The sequence below is a fragment of the Xanthomonas sacchari genome (assembly GCF_024266585.1).
Classification (GTDB): Bacteria; Pseudomonadota; Gammaproteobacteria; order Xanthomonadales; family Xanthomonadaceae; genus Xanthomonas_A; species Xanthomonas_A sacchari_C.
Window position 1 is genome coordinate 1858451 of record NZ_CP100647.1, and the last position, 15490, is coordinate 1873940.

Below are 15490 nucleotides of genomic sequence, written 5' to 3' on the forward strand. Positions count from 1 at the left end.
CCGGCGGCGCCGCTGCGCACCGCGCCCGTCGCGGCAACCCCGCGGCTGGGCCTGCTCGGCACCGGCACCGTCGGCCGCGCCTTCGTCGCGCGCTACCAGGCGCTGCAGCAGCGCCGCCCCGGGTTGCCGACCTTCGCCTGGCTGGCCAATTCGCGCACCGTCGCCGCCTGCACGTTGACACCGGCGCAGGCGCTGGCCACGGCCAATGCCGCCGCGCGCGCAGCGCAGGCGGTGACGCTGCCGGACGACTTGGGCCAGGGCGACATCGTGGTCGACGCCACCGCCAGCGAGGCGGTGGCGCAGCGCCATGCCGAGTGGCTGCGGCGCGGCGTGCACGTGGTCACCGCCAACAAGCTCGGCCAGGGCGCCGCGCTGGCGCGTGCCGAACAGATCCATGCCGCGCGGCATGCGACCAGCACCCACTACGGCGACAGCGCCACGGTCGGCGCCGGGCTGCCGTTGCTGAGCAGCCTGCGCGCGCTGGTCGCCGGCGGCGACCACATCCACGCGGTGGAAGGCGTGCTGTCCGGGTCGCTGGCCTGGTTGCTGCATCGCTACGACGGCCGTCGTTCCTTTTCCGACTGCGTGCGCGAGGCCGCGGCCGCCGGCTACACCGAACCCGATCCGCGCGAGGACCTGTCCGGCGAGGACGTGCGGCGCAAGCTGCTGATCCTGGCCCGCGCCGCCGGCCTGCCGCTGCGCGCCGAACAGGTGCAGGTGGCGTCGCTGGTGCCGGCCGACCTGGCCGCGGTGCCGCTGGCGCAGCTGGATGCCGCGTTGGGACAACTGGACGCGCCGCTGGCGGCGCGCCTGGCGCAGGCGCAGGCCGAAGGCGCCTGCCTGCGCTTCGTCGGCCGCTTCGATGCGCACGGCGCCTCGGTGGGCCTGCGCGCGCTGCCGCCGACGCATCCGCTGGCCAGCGGTGCCGGCACCGACAATCGCGTCGCCATCCATAGCGACCGCTATCTGCAGCAACCGCTGCTGATCCAGGGACCGGGCGCCGGTGCCGATGTCACCGCGGCGGCCTTGCTCGACGACGTGCTGCGGATCGCGGTGCGCTGAGCGACGCAAGCGAGGCCCGCATCAGGTGCGGGTCTCGCGGTTCGGGCCGGGGTGATACCGACTGGCAGTCAGCGTGGGGGCAACGCTGCCCGCACGTCGATGCGTGCGGGTCACGCGGTGCGGCCGTCGCGCGCAGCGCGGCGGCCGGCACCTCAACTCATTGCAGCCCCTGACCCATGGTCTTCAGCAACTCGCCCTGGTAGTCGCCGCTGAACTCCCAGAAGAACGCGCCGCCCAGGCCCTGGGCCTTGACGTAGTTCATCTTCTCGGTGACCAGCGCCGGGTTGTCGTAGCTCCAGAAGGTGCTGCCGTCGTACTTCCAGTGCGCGTGCGCCTGCGCATCGACGTAGCTGCTGCCGGCGCGGCCGCGCAGCACCTTGTAGTCCTCGATCCCCGCCTCGTAGGTGCCCGGCGCGGCGTTGCCGCTCTGGTACAGGCCGTGGTCGACGTTGGGCACGTTGGTCCAGCCGCGCCCGTAGAAGCCGATGCCGAGGTTGAGCTTGGCGGCGGGCACGCCGCGGTCGAGGAAGGCCTGGATGGCGTCGTTGCTGTTGTAGTAGCGCTGGTCGCCGCTGGACGGATCGGCGGAGGACTCGAACAGCGCGGAGTGATGATTGGTCTGCGGGTCCCAGGCGCCGTGGAAGTCGTAGGTCATCACGTTGAGGTAGTCCAGGTACGGCGCGTACAGGTTCGGGTCGGTGACGCGGATCTTGTCGATGCCGGCGCCGACCGCCACGGTCAGCAGCAGCCCCGGCCGCACCTGGTCGAGCTGGCGGCGGAACTCGGCTAGCAGTGCGGTGAAGTTCTGCCGGTCCTCGGCGCTGCCGCAGGCGATGCCGCAAGCCACTGGATACTCCCAGTCGATGTCGATGCCGTCGAACACGCCGGCCGCGGCCGCGCTGCCGCCGGCGCCATCGGTGACCGGCAGGTTGCCGCGGATGTAGGCATCGATGCACGAGGCGACGAAGGCCTGGCGGTTCTCGGCGTGCGCGGCGCTGGAGAAGCCGCGCGACCAGGTCCAGCCGCCCAGCGAGATCAGCACCTTCAAGCCCGGATGCGCGGCCTTGAGCTTCTTCAGCTGGTTCCAGTTGCCGCGCAGCGGCTGGTCCCAGGTGTCGCCCACGCCGTCCACGCTCTGCGCGGCGGAGAACGCCTTGGTGTAGTCGGCGAAGGCGTCGCCGCCGGCGCCGGTGCTGCTGTCCGACGGCTGGGTGACGCCGACTTCGCAACGGTTGTTGCGGACGTTGCCGAAGGCGTAGTTGAGGTGGGTCAGGTAGGCGGCCGCGCCGCTGGCCTGGATGTCGCGCACTTGGTAATTGCGCCCATAGATGCCCCACTGGGTGAAGTAGCCGATCACGCGCTTGCCGCCGCCGGCGCTGGCCGGCAGGGTGCGCACGCTCAACGTGGCGCTGCTGGCCGAGACGTTGCCGGCGTTGTCGCGGGCGCGGACCGCGTAGGCGTACGCGGTGTCGGCGGTCAGTGCCGAATCGGTGTAGCCGGTGGTGGTGGAGGTGCCCACGCGATTGCCGTCGCGGAGGATGTCGTAGCCGGCCAGGCCGCTGCCGCCGGCGTTGTCGGCGGCGGCGTTCCAGCTCAGGGTGATGGCGTTGCTGGCGCGCGTGGCCGCGGCCAGGCCGGTCGGCACGCTTGGGGCGGTGGTGTCGTTCGACGTCACCGCCGCCACGCTGATCGCGACCGCGGCCGAGGTGGTGCGGGCGCCGGCGTCGTCGGTGGCCACGGCGGTCAGGCGGTAGTCGCCGGCCGCCGCGCCGCTCCAGGCCAGCGTGTACGGCGCGCCGCCCACGCTGCCCAGCGAGGTGTCGCCGCGGAAGAATTCGACCCGCGCGACGCTGCCGTCGGGATCGCTGGCCGAGGCCTGCAGGGTGATGGTGTTGCCGACCACGAAGCGGGTGCCGGCGGCGGGTGCGGTCAGGACCACGCTCGGCGGCTGGTTGGCGGAACTGCCGTCGCAGGTGCCAAGGTCCTGATACCAGCCGCAACTGGTGCAGTAGGTCGGTGCGGTGTTCCAGATCGGAGCGTTGGCGCGGTACAGGTGGCCGGCGTAGGTCAGAGTGTCGCCGGCGGCGTAGACGGTGGCCGGATTCCAGGCAGCGACCCCGCTGCAGGCGGCGGCCCAGGCTCGGCCGGGCGCGAGGCCGGCCAGGACGAGACAACAGAACAGCAACCACGATCCAGCGGATTTCGTGTGCATGGTGACGCCTCCGATGCGGTAGGTAGCGCGACTGAGGAGCGGCGGTCGGCCGCTGTCTGGTTCTCCTTCGATCCGATCACCCGGGACGCTGGGGACGCGTGGCGCCGACATCGTTTGGCGGTGCGCACAGGCCGGGCAGGCGCAGGGTTCGCGTCAAGAGACAACGTTGTCAACTGACAATTCCGGCGAATGCGAGACGGATCCAGGATTGCAGCGATGACAACGTTTTCATGGCAAGCCAGGATGCTGCAGCGCAATGGCGACGAGGGCGCCGCGCGGAAGTGCCGGCACAGGGGGCGTGCCGGCGCCACGCCGCGCCGCAGGCCGTGCCGTAGCGTTCGGTCGCCGTCGTGATCGTGGTCGGCGCCGCGGCGACCGTCGGTCCGGTCTTGCGGCAAAGCGCGCGCGCCGCGGCGAGGGGGACCGCAGCCGCCGGCATGGCGCGCTCAGGGGGCGGCGGCCAGCGCCTCGAGCAGGGCCGTGTTGAACCGTTGCGGCGCTTCCACCTGCGGCGAATGGCCCAGATCGTCGAACGCGACCAGGCGCGCGCCGGGAATCGCCGCGGCCGCGCGTTTGCCCAGCGCCGGGTAGTCGCCCAGGGTCGCCGCCAGCGCCGGCGGCGCCAGATCCTTGCCGATCGCGGTGCGGTCGCGCTGGCCGATGAACAACGTGGTCGGCACGCGCAGTTGCGGCAAGCGCTGGACGACCGGCTGGTTGAACACCATGTCCGAGGTCAGCGCCTGGTTCCAGGCCACGCGATCGCCGCCGGGGCCGGCGTACAGGCCGGCCTGCATGCTCACCCAACGGTCGTACTCGGGCTTCCACTGGCCGCCGTAGTAGACGGTTTGCTGGTACTGCTTGATCGAGGCCGCGTCGGTCTTGCGCTCCTTGGCGTACCAGTCGTCGACGCTGCGCCAGGGCACGCCGGCGGCCTTCCAGTCCTCCAGCCCGAGCGGGTTCACCAGCAGCAGCTGGCTCACGTCCTGCGGGTATTGCAGCGCGTAGTGGGCGGCGAGCATGCCGCCCATCGAATGGCCGACGATCGCCGCGCGGCTCACCCCGGCCTGCTGCAGCAATGCGTGGGTGTTGGCCGCCAGTTGCGCGAAGGAGAACTGGTAGGCCTGCGGCTTGCTCGACTTGCAGAAGCCGATCTGGTCCGGCGCCAGTACCCGGTAGCCTTGCGCGACCAGCGCGGCGATCGTCGATTCCCAGGTCGCCGCGCAGAAGTTCTTGCCGTGCAGCAGCACCACCGTGCGGCCGTTCGGCGTGCCGGTCGGGGCCACGTCCATGTACGCCATCTGCAGCGGCTGGCGCTGCGACTCGAAGCGGTACCAATGCACCGGATAGGGATAGGCGAAGCCTTCCAGTTGCGCGCCGTAGCGCGGCGGTGGGTCCGCGGCCGTGGCGGAGGCGAGCGGCGACAGGGCGAGGGCGGCGAGCAGCAGGCAATGGCGCATGGGAGCGGGACGGCAGGCGTGATGGACCACGACCTTAGCCCGGTCCGTGCTTGCGAAGCGTCAACGCATCACCCCGGCGGCAGGCCGCCGCCGCTGTGCACCAGGGTCAGGCAGGCGTGGTGCTGCATCTGCGCCAGCGGCTCGTGCAGCGCCGCCAGCACCTGCTCCGCCTGCGCGCCGAGCACCGGCCGGTATGCCGCCCAGCCGTTGCGGCCCTTGGCCTTGGCCTGGTACAGCGCGCGGTCGGCCAGGACCAGCAGTTGTTCCCAGCCGAGCAGGTTGTCGGGGTCGTGCACGAACGGGAATTCTGCCAGCCCGATCGAGCAGGTGACCCGGCCCTGGCGGCCGTGGTCGAGCACGAACGGGTGCGCGGCCACCGAGCGGCACAACCGTTCGGCGGCCACGGTCAGGTTCTCGCGCGGCGCCGAGCGCAGCACCAGCAGGAATTCCTCGCCGCCCCAGCGCACCACGTAGTCGCTTTCGCGGGTCAGCCGCACCAGCAACTGCGCCATCTGCTGCAGCACCGCGTCGCCGGTGTGGTGGCCGCCGCTGTCGTTGATCGACTTGAAATGGTCGATGTCGATCAGCGCGAACAGCATGCCCGAGGACAGCATGTCCTCGTCGTTGGCGGCCATGCGCCGGTACAGGGCGATGTCGCTGGGAATGTGCAGCGACAGGTAGCGGCGGTTGCGCAACTGGGTCAGCTCGTCGGTGAAGCTGGCCTCCTGCAGGCGCTGATTGGCCGCCTGCAGCGCCTGGGTGCGTTCGCGCACCTGGCGCTCCAGGGCGTCGCGCTGGCGCCGGTTGCGCAGCCGCGCCAGGCCCACGACGATCAGCAGCAGGGCCAGGGCGCCCAGCGCCAGCAGCAGCTTGTAGGGCGCCGTCTCCTGGAAGTGCAACTGGATCCGCAGCGGCAGCCGCGCCGGCGCCGCCGCCCAGACGCCGGCGTTGTTGCTGCCGGTGACCTCGAACACGTAGTCGCCGCCGGGCAGGTTGGTGTAGCTGACCGCGCGCTGGCGGATGTCGTCGAGGGTGCGCCAGTTGCGGTCGTAGCCGAGCAGCCGGTAGCGCAGTTCGACGTTCTGCGGCGCCTGGAACGAGGCGGCGGTGAACTCGAAGTCGAGGTCGCGCGCGCCTTCGGGCAGCGGCCTGGGCAGCGCCTGCGGGGTCAGCCACTGGCCCAGCGCGCGTACCCGCTCCACCACCGGCTGCGGCGCCACCGGATTCTTGACGATCCCGGCGGTGTCCAGCGCGACCACGCCGTCGCGGCTGGGCAGCCACAGCGCGCCGTGCTCGATGAAGCCCTTGCCGTTGCCGGCGCCGTTGCAGCACATGCCCTGCACGCCGCCGTGGCGCTGCGCACGCTCGGTGAGCATCAGTTCCGCGTTCAGCGGTGCCTGCGGCGCCATTGCGTGGCGCTGCAGGTTGGCCAGGCGTACGCGGTAGACCCCGCGCAGGCCGGCCACCCAGATCCCGCCGCGGCCGTCGTCGGCGATGAAGAAGGCGGCGTTCACCGGCAGCCCGTCCTGCTCGCCGAACGCAGACCAGTGCGTGCCGTCGAACAGCCACAGCTGTTCGCTGAGGGTGCCGACCAGCCATTGCCCGTCGGGCAGTTCGTGGATCGCGGTAACGTCGGCGCTGGCCAGCGCCGAGCCGGGTGCGGCCAGGGCGACCAGGCGTTCGCCGCGCAGTTCGTACAGGCCCGCTTGCGTGCCGACCAGCAGGCGGCCGTCGCGGGTCTCGTGGACCAGGCGCACGCGCGGATCGCGCAGGCCGTCGGCGGTGCCGTAGCGGCGCAGCCGCGCGCCGTCGCTGCGGAACAGGCCGTCGTCGCTGGCGAACCACAGCCGCTGCGCGCGATCGCGGGCGATGCCGCTGATCTGCAGCTCGCGCAGCGGCGCCAGCCAGGCCGGTTGGCCGAGCCGGCCGTCGCGGTACAGGGCGGCGCCGTGGCGGGTGCCGATCCACAGCTGTCCGGGTTCGGCCAGCAAGGTGTAGGGCGCCTCGTTGTGCAACTGCGCCAGACTCAGGCGCTGCTGATAACGGCCATCGCGCAGCTGCGACAGGCCGCTGTCGGTGCCGACCCACAGCGATCCGTCCGGATCGCGCGCCAGCGTCCATACCAGCGCGTCGTCCAGTCCTTCGTGGGTGCTGTAGCGCCGGGTCCAGCCGTTCCACAGCCGGCTCGCGCCGTTCCAGTTGCTGCCCAGCCACAGGTTGCGCTCGCGGTCCTCGAAGATGGCGTTGACGCCGACGTTCGGCTTGCTCTCGGGAGTGCGCTCGACGACCGCGCCATCGCGCACGCGCAGCAGCGCGCCGGGCTGTCCCACCCACAGGTTGCGGTCGCCGTCCTCGAACAAGGCCTGCACCGCGCGCCGGCTCGCACCGGTGGCATCGGCCAGCCATTGCCAGCGTCCGTCGCGGCGCAACAGCAGGCCGCCGCGGGTGCCGGCCCAGATCGTGCCTTGCGCCTCCACCAGGTGCTGCACCGGCGCCGCGCCCGCGTCCGGCGGCAAGGGCAGCGCCACCGGGGCGTCCTGGCCGGCGACGATGCGCAGCACCGCGCCATGCGTCCCCACCCACAGCGCGTCGGCACGCGGCAACAACGCGTTGGCGCCGCCGGCGATGCGGTGGCGCAACTGCAGGTGATCGCCTTGCACTGCGTACACGCCATCCTGCGCCGCGACCAGCACGGTGCCGCGCGCATCGGTCGCGATCGCCTCGATGTTGAGCAGCGGCGCCTGCGGATCCTGCGGCAGCAGCGTGGCGAAGCGTCCATCGCGGTAGCGCGACAGGCCGCGGTAGGTGCCGATCCACAGCGTGCCGGTGGGGTCCACGTGCAGCGCCTTGATCAGATTGCCGGGCAGGTGCGCCGGCGCGCCCTCGTTGAACGAGGTCATGCGCACGCCGTCGAAGCGGGTCAACCCGCCCATCGTGCCGATCCACAGATAGCCCAGGCGGTCTTGCGCGAACGCCTGCACGCTCAGCTGCGGCAGGCCCTGGTCCAGGCCCCAGCCTTCGCGCTCGTAGTGATTGAACTGCTTGTCCGGCTGCAGCGCCCGCGCCTGCGGCACACACGCGCTCCACGCTGTCGAGAGCATGGTCAGCTGTAGCGCCAGCAGGCGCCAGGAGGCGTATGGAAACCGCAAAAGCATGCCAGTGCCGGATCGGCCGACGTCACTGTCGTTAGCGGCATCGCCGCGCCGATCTTTATCCGCGCAGCGGCGGGGACGCTGGCGATCGCGTGGGCCAGCGTCCATGGCGGGGGCTCAGCACTCGATCACGTTCACCGCCAGCCCGCCGCGGCTGGTTTCCTTGTACTTGTCCTGCATGTCGCGGCCGGTGTCGCGCATGGTGCGGATCACCTTGTCCAGCGACACCTTGTGCTTGCCGTCGCCGCGCATCGCCATGCGGCTGGCGTTGATCGCCTTGACCGCGCCCATTGCGTTGCGCTCGATGCACGGGATCTGCACCAGGCCGCCGATCGGGTCGCAGGTCAGGCCGAGGTTGTGCTCCATGCCGATTTCGGCGGCGTTCTCGATCTGTCCCGGCTTGCCGCCGAGCGCGGCGACCAGGCCGCCGGCGGCCATCGAGCAGGCCACGCCGACCTCGCCCTGGCAGCCCACTTCTGCGCCGGAGATCGAGGCGTTTTCCTTGTACAGGATGCCGATCGCCGCGGCGGTGAGCAGGAAGTCGAACACGCGCTGTTCGTCGGCGCCGGGGCAGAACCGGTCGAAGTAGTGCAGCACCGCCGGAATGATGCCGGCCGCGCCGTTGGTGGGCGCGGTGACCACGCGGCCGCCGGCGGCGTTCTCTTCGTTGACCGCCAGCGCGTACAGGTTGACCCAGTCCAGCGTGGTCAGCGGATCGCGCATCGCCGCCTCCGGCTTGGACGACAGCTCGCGGTACAGCGCCGGCGCGCGCCGCGACACGTGCAGGCCGCCGGGCAGGGTGCCTTCCTCGCGGATGCCGCGCGTCACGCAGGCCTGCATCGCCCCCCAGATTTCGCGCAGGCCGGCGCGGATCTCGTCCCCGCTGCGCCAGCACTTCTCGTTCTCGAACATCAGCGCGGCGATGCTCAGGCCGCTGCGCGCGGCCTGCGCCAGCAGCTCGTCGCCGCTCTTGAACGGGTAGGGCAGCGGCGTCTCGTCGGCGACGATGCGGTCGTCGGCCGCATCGTCCTGGTTGACCACGAAGCCGCCGCCGACCGAGTAGTAGTCGCGCGTGGCGATCACTTCGTCGTTGGCGGCGTAGGCGGTGAAGCGCATGCCGTTGGTGTGGTACGGCAGCTTCTGCCGCTTGTTCATCGCCAGGTCGCGCTTCTCGTCGAAGGCGATCTCGTGCTGGCCGAGCAGGTTGATGCGCTTGCTGCCGCGAATGCGCTCCAGCGCGCCGGGAATGATGTCCGGGTCGATCAGGTTCGGGCGCTGGCCTTCCAGGCCCAGCAGCACCGCCTTGTCGGTGCCGTGGCCGCGCCCGGTCAGGGCCAGCGAGCCGAACACTTCGGCACGCACCCGCACCACGTCCTGCAGGCGGCCCTGGTCGAACAGCCAGCGGTGCACGAAGCGCTCGGCGGCGCGCATCGGCCCCACGGTGTGCGAGGAGCTCGGCCCGATGCCGATCTTGAACAGGTCGAAGGTGCTGACAGCCATGCGCGTGCCGAGGGGTGGGCGAAAGACCGTCTATTCTATGCTTCCGGCGCGCGGCACAGGTCCGCAGCGCAGCATCGCACGCGACCATGTCCCTGACCCTCTACCAGCGCGACGACTGCCATCTGTGCGACCAGGCCCTGCAGGTGCTGGCGCAGGCGCGCGTGGCCGACCTGGAAAGCGTTTTCATCGATGACCAGGCGACCCTGGAGGCGCGCTACGGCGTGCGCGTGCCGGTGCTGCGCGCCGCCGACGGGCGCGAACTGGACTGGCCGTTCGATGCCGCCGGCGTGCGCGTCTGGCTGGCTGGTTCGGACGAACGCGCCTGAGTCGCGCATAACGCGCATAAAAAAAGCGGCGGACCCGACGAGGAAATCCGCCGCCCAGCGGCCGCGCGCCGCGGCCTGTGGCGAATCACTTCGCCTTGAACACGACCTTGGTGCTGATCGCGGTTTCGTTGGGGATGGTCTTGGTGTCGGCCCAGTCGCCGCCGCCCACGCCGAAATCCAGGCGCTTGACCGTGGCCTTGCCGGCCAGCACCGGTTGCGCGCCCGGGGTCCAGGTGAAGGTCAGGGTCACCGGCTTGGACACGCCGCGCAGCTCCAGGGTGCCGTCGGCGGCGAACAGATTGTTGCCCAGCGCGCGGAACTTGTCGGCGCGGTAGTGCGCGGTGGCGAACTTGGCGACGTCGAAGAAATCCGCGCCCTGCAGGGTGGAGTCGCGGTCGTTGTTGCCGCTCTTGGCACCGGCCAGCGGGATCGTCACGTCGAGCTTGGCGCCGGCCAGGTTGGCCGGGTCGAAGCTGAGCTTGGTGTCGAAGCCGGGGAACTGGCCGGTGAACACTTCGCCGTCGTACTTGCTGGCGAACACCAGGGTCGAGCCGGGGGCCTGCACATAGTCGGCGGCCTGTACCGCCGGGGCGGCGGCGAGCAGGGCCACCAGGCTGGCGGCGACGGCGGCGGGGGACGCGAAACGGGTCGACATCGAAACGGCTCCTCAGGACTTGGGGGTGAGCCAACCGCGCGGCAGCATCCGCGCCAGGGTGGCATCGCGTTGGAACAGGTGGTGGTAGAAGGCGGCGCCGGCATGCGCCAGGACCACCGCGATCAGCAGCCAGAAGCCCCATTCGTGCACGGCGTGCGAGAGCTGGCGCAGGTGCTCGTCGGGCGGGCTGAGCTTGGGCACGGCGACCAGGCCGAACCAGCGGAACGGGCGCAGGCCGCTGCTGGAGTCGTACAGCCAGCCGGACAGCGGGATGGCGAAGATCATCACGTACAGCAGTGCGTGGGTGGCGCTGGCGATGCGCTCCTGCCAGCCGGGCGTGCCCGGCACCGGCTTGGGCGCGCCGGCGTACAGGCGCCAGCCCAGCCGCACGATCACCAGCGCCAGCACGGTCAGGCCCAGCGACTTGTGCGCGGTGTAGACCCAGAAATACTTGGGCGTCTTCGGCAGCTCGCCCATGGTCAGGCCGACCACGCCGAGCAGCAGGATCAGCGCGGCGATCAGCCAGTGCAGGGTCTGGCTGACGCTGCCCCAGCGGTCGGGGGTGTTGCGGGCGCTCATGGCGTGTCGTCCTGCGCCGCGGGCGCGGTGGTGTCGGTGGGGGTGGCCGGGGTGGTGCCCGGTGCCGGATCCGGCTCGGCCTTGGCGCCGCCTTCGCGGGTGGCCTCGGCCTCGATGCGCAGCTCCACGGTGCCGCCGATCACCGACGGCCAGGCGTCGATGCCGAAGTCGGCGCGCTGCAGCGTGGTGGTGGCGGAGAAGCCGGCGGTGCGGCGGAACGGCGGCAGCGGATGGCGCTTCACCGCGTTCAGGGTCACGTCCAGGGTCACTTCGCGGGTGACGCCGTGCAGGGTCAGTTGCCCGATCACCTTGGCGTGCTGCGCGTCGATCGGCTCGATGCGGGTGGAAACGAACTGCGCTTCCGGGTAGCGCGCGCCGTCGAGCAGGTTGTGCGCCAGCGCGGCGCGGTTCCATTTCTCGTCGCCCAGGTCCAGCCGCTGCAACGGCACCCGCGCCTGCAGCCGCGCGCTGCGCCAGTCGTCCGGGTCGAACACCAGGGTGCCGGTGCTGCCGGACACGGTGCCCAGCGCCTTGGAGAACCCGGCGTGCTCAATCGCGAACAGCACCCGCGTGTGCACCGGGTCCAGCGCGTACTGCGCCGGCGCGGCCAGGACGGCGCCCGGCAAGGCCAGCAGGAGCGCCACGAGAGGGGGTTTGAGCATGGAGCCGGGCCGCACGGGGAGGTCGCCGGATTCTAGTCACAGTCCGGGCCGGCTGCGTACCCGCCGCGCGTAACGGTTCGTTGCACGCCGTGGCGGGTGTGATTTTTCCGCGGCCGCGGGGTATAAGAACGCTGCCGCGGCGAGCGGCATACGGAGCGGCCGCCCTGCGCGTCCGGCCCCGGCAGTGCGCCGGTGTTCATCCGCCGCCGTCCCTTGCCGGAGCCGATGTCCATGTCCCCCATCCCGCGTTCCCCACGCCCGTGGCGCCGCTGGGGGCTGCTGTGCCTGTTGGCGTTGGCCGGCCTCTGCGCCGACGCCTGCGCCGGCGTGCCGCAACTGCCGCGCTTCCGGGTGTTCTCCAGCGAGCAGGGGCTGCCGTCCAGCGACATCTCCGGGTTGCAGCTGGACCGCGACGGCTATCTGTGGATCGCCAGCGGCGACGGCCTGGCCCGCTACGACGGCCGCGAGTTCCGGGTCTGGCGCCACGACCCCGCCGATCCGGCCTCGCTGCGCTGCAACTACGTGCAGGACATGCACATCGACGCGCGCGACCGCATCTGGGTGGCCTGCGAGGGCGGCGGACTCAGCATGCTCGGCGCCGACCGGCGCGGCTTCCGCCACTTCAACATGGCCACGCAGCCGGCGATGCGCAGCGACGAAGTGTTCGCCATCACCAGCCGTGGCGATGCGGTGTTCTTCGGCACCTACCGCGGCGGCCTGTACCGGTTGGGCGGCGATGGCCGGGTGCAGCGCATCCGCGCCGGCGACCCGAACGTGGACGCGCTGCTCGACAGCGCGGTGCTGACCCTGGCCTTCGACGATGCCGGGATGCTGTGGGTCGGCACCTTCAAGGGCCTGCTGCGCTACGACGGACAGCGCGTCAGTGCGTATCGCATCGACGACGGCGTGCCGGACAAGGCGCAGGTGATCACGTCGATCACCCCGCTCAGCGACGGCCTGTGGTTCAGCGGCAACACCGGCCTGTTCCGGCGCGACCGCGCCGGGCGCTGGCTGCGCGCGGACTGGGTCGACGACCTGCACCGCGCGGTCAGCGCGATCGCCGAAGACGGTGCGGGCGGCTACTGGCTCGGCAATGGCGAGGGCCTGTGGCACAAGCCGGCCGACGGGCCGGCGCGGCGGGTGGACACCGGCGGCGCGGCGGTGTCCGGTGCCAGCGTGGTGGAAACCGTGCTGCGCGACCGCGAAGGCGGCCTGTGGGTGCCGCTGCCGACGCGCGGCCTGGGCTACCTGCGTCCGGACTGGCGCCGCCTGGCGGTGCTGGGCACCGCGCAGGGCCTGCCCGCCGACCAGTACGTCGGCCTGGCGCCGGCGCACGCCGGCGGGGTGTGGTTGCTCGGCTCCGGCGCCAGCGTGTTCCGCCTGGACACCACCAGCGGGACGCTGAGCGCGCCGCACTGGGCTAACGGCGCGCCCAGCGGACGCACGCTGTCGGTGCTGGACGACCCGCGCGGGGCGTTGTGGATCGGCGGCAGCAGCGCGCTGCTGCGCGGTCCATTGGACGGCGGCAACCTGCAGCGCTGGACCCGCGCCGCCGGCGAGGCCGATGCAATTCCCGATGGCACTCTGGCCTGGCTGCAACTGGACGCGCGTCAGCGGCTGTGGATCGCCGCGCCGGGCTATGGCGTGCAGGTGCGCGATGGCGATGGCCACGTCCTGCAGAACATCCCCGGCGGCCAGCACGGCCTGGCCGGCACCGACATCGCCGCGTTCGCGATGGCCCCGGACGGCACGCCGTGGGTGGCCGACGAACAGTTGCAGCACTGGGACGAGGCGGCCGGCCAGTTCCGCACGCCGCCGGAACTGGCCGGCGAAAAAGTGCAGTCGTTCGCCTTCGCCGATGCGCGCACGCTGTGGGTGCACCGGCTGTCCGGGCTGGAACTGTGGCGGCGCACCGGCACGCACTGGCAGCGCAGCCAGCGCTATGCGGTGGCCGAGGGACTGCCGGCTACCGAGTCCAGCGCGTTGGTCGCCGATCCGCAGGGGCGCGCCTGGCTGGGCATGCGCCGCGGCCTGTTCCGGGTCGATCCGCGGCGCACGCCGGCGGTGCGCGCGTTCGGCACCCGCGATGGGCTCGGCAGCCAGGAACTGGTGCGGCGCGGCCTGCTGATGACCGCCGACGGCGTGCTGGTGGCCTCGGCCGCCGACGGCAGCGTGGCGCTGCTGGACACGCAGCAGCCGGACCCGGTGCCGGTGCCGCTGGCGCTGAGCATGGAAAGCGTGCAGGTGCGGCGCGGCCCGCGCCTGCTGGCGCTGCCGACCAAAGGCGGCTTCACCCTGCGCTCGGACGACCGCGACCTGCGCGTGGCGGTGCGGCTGCTGTCCTACATCGATCCCGAACACATCGTCTACCGGTTCCGCCTGCCGGGCTACGACCGCGACTGGGTCAGCACCGGCGCCAGCGGCGAACGCACCCTGCCGCAGCTGCCCGACGGCGCGCACGTGCTGGAGATCCAGGCGCGGACCCGCAACGGCGCCTGGTCGCCGACGCTGCGCCTGCCGTTCCAGGTGCAGCCGCCGTGGTGGCGCAGCGTCTGGGGCATCGTCGGGCTGCTCGCCGTGGCCGGCCTGCTGTTGCTGGTGTCGCTGCGCGCCTACCGGCGCCGCCTGGGCCGCCAGCACGCCTGGGAGCTGGCGCTGCACAAGCAGGAACTCGCCGAGCAGGCCTCGCTGGCCAAGACCCGGTTCCTGGCCACGCTCGGCCACGAGGTGCGCACGCCGCTGACCGGGGTGCTGGGCATGAGCGAGCTGCTGCTGGCCACGCCGCTGGATCCGAAGCAGCGCGGCTATACCGAGTCGATCCGCCGCGCCGGCACCCATCTGCTGCACCTGGTCAACGACGCGTTGGACCTGGCGCGGATCGAGGCCGGGCGCCTGCGCCTGGAATCGCAACCGTTCGCGCTGCAGGCGCTGATCGCCGAGGTGGTCAACCTGATGGCGCCGCTGGCGCAGGCGCGCGGGCTGCGCTTCGATCTGCACGACGGCATGCCCGGCCCGACCACGGTGGAGGGCGATGCGCTGCGGGTGCGGCAGATCCTGCTGAACCTGCTCGGCAACGCGATCAAGTTCACCAGCAGCGGCTCGGTGGGGCTGAAGGTCGTGCCGACGCAGGACGGCCACGGGCTGTGCATCGAGGTGACCGACACCGGCCCGGGCATCGGCGCAGAGCAGCAGGCGCGGCTGTTCCAGCGCTTTGAACAGGGCGACGGTCCGCGCACCGCGGTGCGCCAGGGCGGCAGCGGCCTGGGCCTGGCGATCAGCCAGGAACTGGCGATGGCGATGGGCGGACGCATCCAGGTCGAGAGCCGGCTCGGGCATGGCGCGCGTTTCCGCGTGCGCCTGCCGCTGCGCTGGTGCCCGGCGCAGGAACCCGCGGCGACGCCGGCGCCGGCCGCGCGTGCGCGCACCGCGCTGCGCATCCTGCTGGTCGAGGACGAACCGACCGTGGCCCAGGTGATGGTCGAACTGCTGCGCGGCCGCGGCCACCAGGTGGCCTGGGCCGCGCACGGTTTGGAGGCGCTGACCGAGGCCAGCCAGGGCAGTTTCGACATCGGCCTGCTCGACCTGGACCTGCCGGCGCTCGACGGCCTGGCACTGGCGCGGCAGTTGCGCGCGCTGGGCTATGGCTTCCCGCTGCTGGCGGTGACCGCGCGCTCCGACGGCGAGGCCGAGGCCGCGGCGCGCGCCGCCGGGTTCGCCGGATTCGTGCGCAAGCCGGTCACCGGGCAGATGCTCGAAGACGCCATCGACGCGGTGCTGGACGGCGCCCCGCCCAACTGAGCCGACCCAGGCGGCGCGGTTGCCAGCGCCGGCGGTTATCGCCGACGATGGCGCCGGTGACGCGGGACGGATGCCTGTCGGGGGAGA

Annotated in this window: 10 protein-coding genes and 1 pseudogene; 3 read left to right on the plus strand and 8 right to left on the minus strand. The window is 72.0% G+C overall.

Translation table 11 applies throughout. From position 1 onward, the window contains the following. Positions 1 to 12: 12 nt before the first annotated feature. A complete protein-coding gene (locus NKJ47_RS07465; protein WP_429002526.1) occupies positions 13 to 1062 on the plus strand; it encodes a homoserine dehydrogenase in 1050 nt (349 codons plus the stop codon). Positions 1063 to 1219: 157 nt separating this feature from the next. Here NKJ47_RS07465 and NKJ47_RS07470 read toward each other — a convergent pair whose 3' ends face one another. The 5 genes and pseudogenes from NKJ47_RS07470 to NKJ47_RS07490 form a co-directional block, all read right to left on the minus strand. Further along, positions 1220 to 2464: a glycoside hydrolase family 18 protein gene (locus NKJ47_RS07470; protein WP_254461368.1), complete on the minus strand. Its 1245-nt coding sequence runs from the start codon at positions 2462 to 2464 to the stop codon at positions 1220 to 1222. A gap of 348 nt (positions 2465 to 2812) precedes the next feature. Continuing rightward, positions 2813 to 3385 (minus strand): annotated as a pseudogene (locus NKJ47_RS07475) (Ig-like domain-containing protein); the annotation flags it as partial. A gap of 335 nt (positions 3386 to 3720) precedes the next feature. Next, positions 3721 to 4731, minus strand: a complete 1011-nt coding sequence (locus tag NKJ47_RS07480) for an alpha/beta fold hydrolase (RefSeq protein WP_254460854.1) — start codon at positions 4729 to 4731, stop codon at positions 3721 to 3723. A gap of 68 nt (positions 4732 to 4799) precedes the next feature. Next, the gene (locus NKJ47_RS07485) at positions 4800 to 7805 is read right to left on the minus strand and encodes a ligand-binding sensor domain-containing diguanylate cyclase (protein WP_254460855.1); all 3006 of its coding nucleotides are present in this window, start codon (positions 7803 to 7805) and stop codon (positions 4800 to 4802) included. Between the two features lie 195 nt (positions 7806 to 8000). After that, positions 8001 to 9383: an L-serine ammonia-lyase gene (locus NKJ47_RS07490; RefSeq protein ID WP_254460856.1), complete on the minus strand. Its 1383-nt coding sequence runs from the start codon at positions 9381 to 9383 to the stop codon at positions 8001 to 8003. Between the two features lie 86 nt (positions 9384 to 9469). On the opposite strand from NKJ47_RS07490, the gene NKJ47_RS07495 reads away from it, so the two are divergent. Continuing rightward, entirely contained in the window at positions 9470 to 9709 is a 240-nt protein-coding gene (locus tag NKJ47_RS07495; RefSeq protein ID WP_254460857.1) for a glutaredoxin family protein, read from the plus strand. Between the two features lie 85 nt (positions 9710 to 9794). Here NKJ47_RS07495 and NKJ47_RS07500 read toward each other — a convergent pair whose 3' ends face one another. The 3 genes from NKJ47_RS07500 to NKJ47_RS07510 are packed head-to-tail and all read right to left on the minus strand — an operon-like array spanning position 9795 to position 11605. Beyond that, entirely contained in the window at positions 9795 to 10364 is a 570-nt protein-coding gene (locus NKJ47_RS07500) for a YceI family protein (RefSeq protein WP_254460858.1), read from the minus strand. A 12-nt stretch (positions 10365 to 10376) separates the two neighbouring features. Further along, on the minus strand, positions 10377 to 10943 hold the full coding sequence (locus NKJ47_RS07505) for a cytochrome b (RefSeq protein ID WP_254460859.1): 567 nt from the start codon (positions 10941 to 10943) through the stop codon (positions 10377 to 10379). Further along, positions 10940 to 11605 carry a YceI family protein gene (locus tag NKJ47_RS07510; RefSeq protein WP_254460860.1) on the minus strand — a complete coding sequence of 222 codons (666 nt, stop codon included), beginning with the start codon at positions 11603 to 11605 and terminating at the stop codon, positions 10940 to 10942. The genes NKJ47_RS07505 and NKJ47_RS07510 overlap by 4 nt, the downstream gene beginning before the upstream one ends. 231 nt (positions 11606 to 11836) lie before the next feature. Between NKJ47_RS07510 and NKJ47_RS07515 the strand changes: the two genes are divergently transcribed. Then, positions 11837 to 15403: a hybrid sensor histidine kinase/response regulator gene (locus NKJ47_RS07515; RefSeq protein WP_254460861.1), complete on the plus strand. Its 3567-nt coding sequence runs from the start codon at positions 11837 to 11839 to the stop codon at positions 15401 to 15403. Positions 15404 to 15490 lie beyond the last annotated feature (87 nt).

What these genes read in the sequence shown, in the direction of transcription:
- NKJ47_RS07495 (WP_254460857.1), top strand. Translation starts at nt 9,470, where the DNA reads ATGTCCCTGACCCTCTACCAGCGCGACGACTGCCATCTGTGCGACCAG.
- NKJ47_RS07490 (WP_254460856.1), bottom strand. Translation starts at nt 9,383, where the DNA reads ATGGCTGTCAGCACCTTCGACCTGTTCAAGATCGGCATCGGGCCGAGC.
- NKJ47_RS07515 (WP_254460861.1), top strand. Translation starts at nt 11,837, where the DNA reads ATGTCCCCCATCCCGCGTTCCCCACGCCCGTGGCGCCGCTGGGGGCTG.
- NKJ47_RS07500 (WP_254460858.1), bottom strand. Translation starts at nt 10,364, where the DNA reads ATGTCGACCCGTTTCGCGTCCCCCGCCGCCGTCGCCGCCAGCCTGGTG.
- NKJ47_RS07480 (WP_254460854.1), bottom strand. Translation starts at nt 4,731, where the DNA reads ATGCGCCATTGCCTGCTGCTCGCCGCCCTCGCCCTGTCGCCGCTCGCC.
- NKJ47_RS07510 (WP_254460860.1), bottom strand. Translation starts at nt 11,605, where the DNA reads ATGCTCAAACCCCCTCTCGTGGCGCTCCTGCTGGCCTTGCCGGGCGCC.
- NKJ47_RS07505 (WP_254460859.1), bottom strand. Translation starts at nt 10,943, where the DNA reads ATGAGCGCCCGCAACACCCCCGACCGCTGGGGCAGCGTCAGCCAGACC.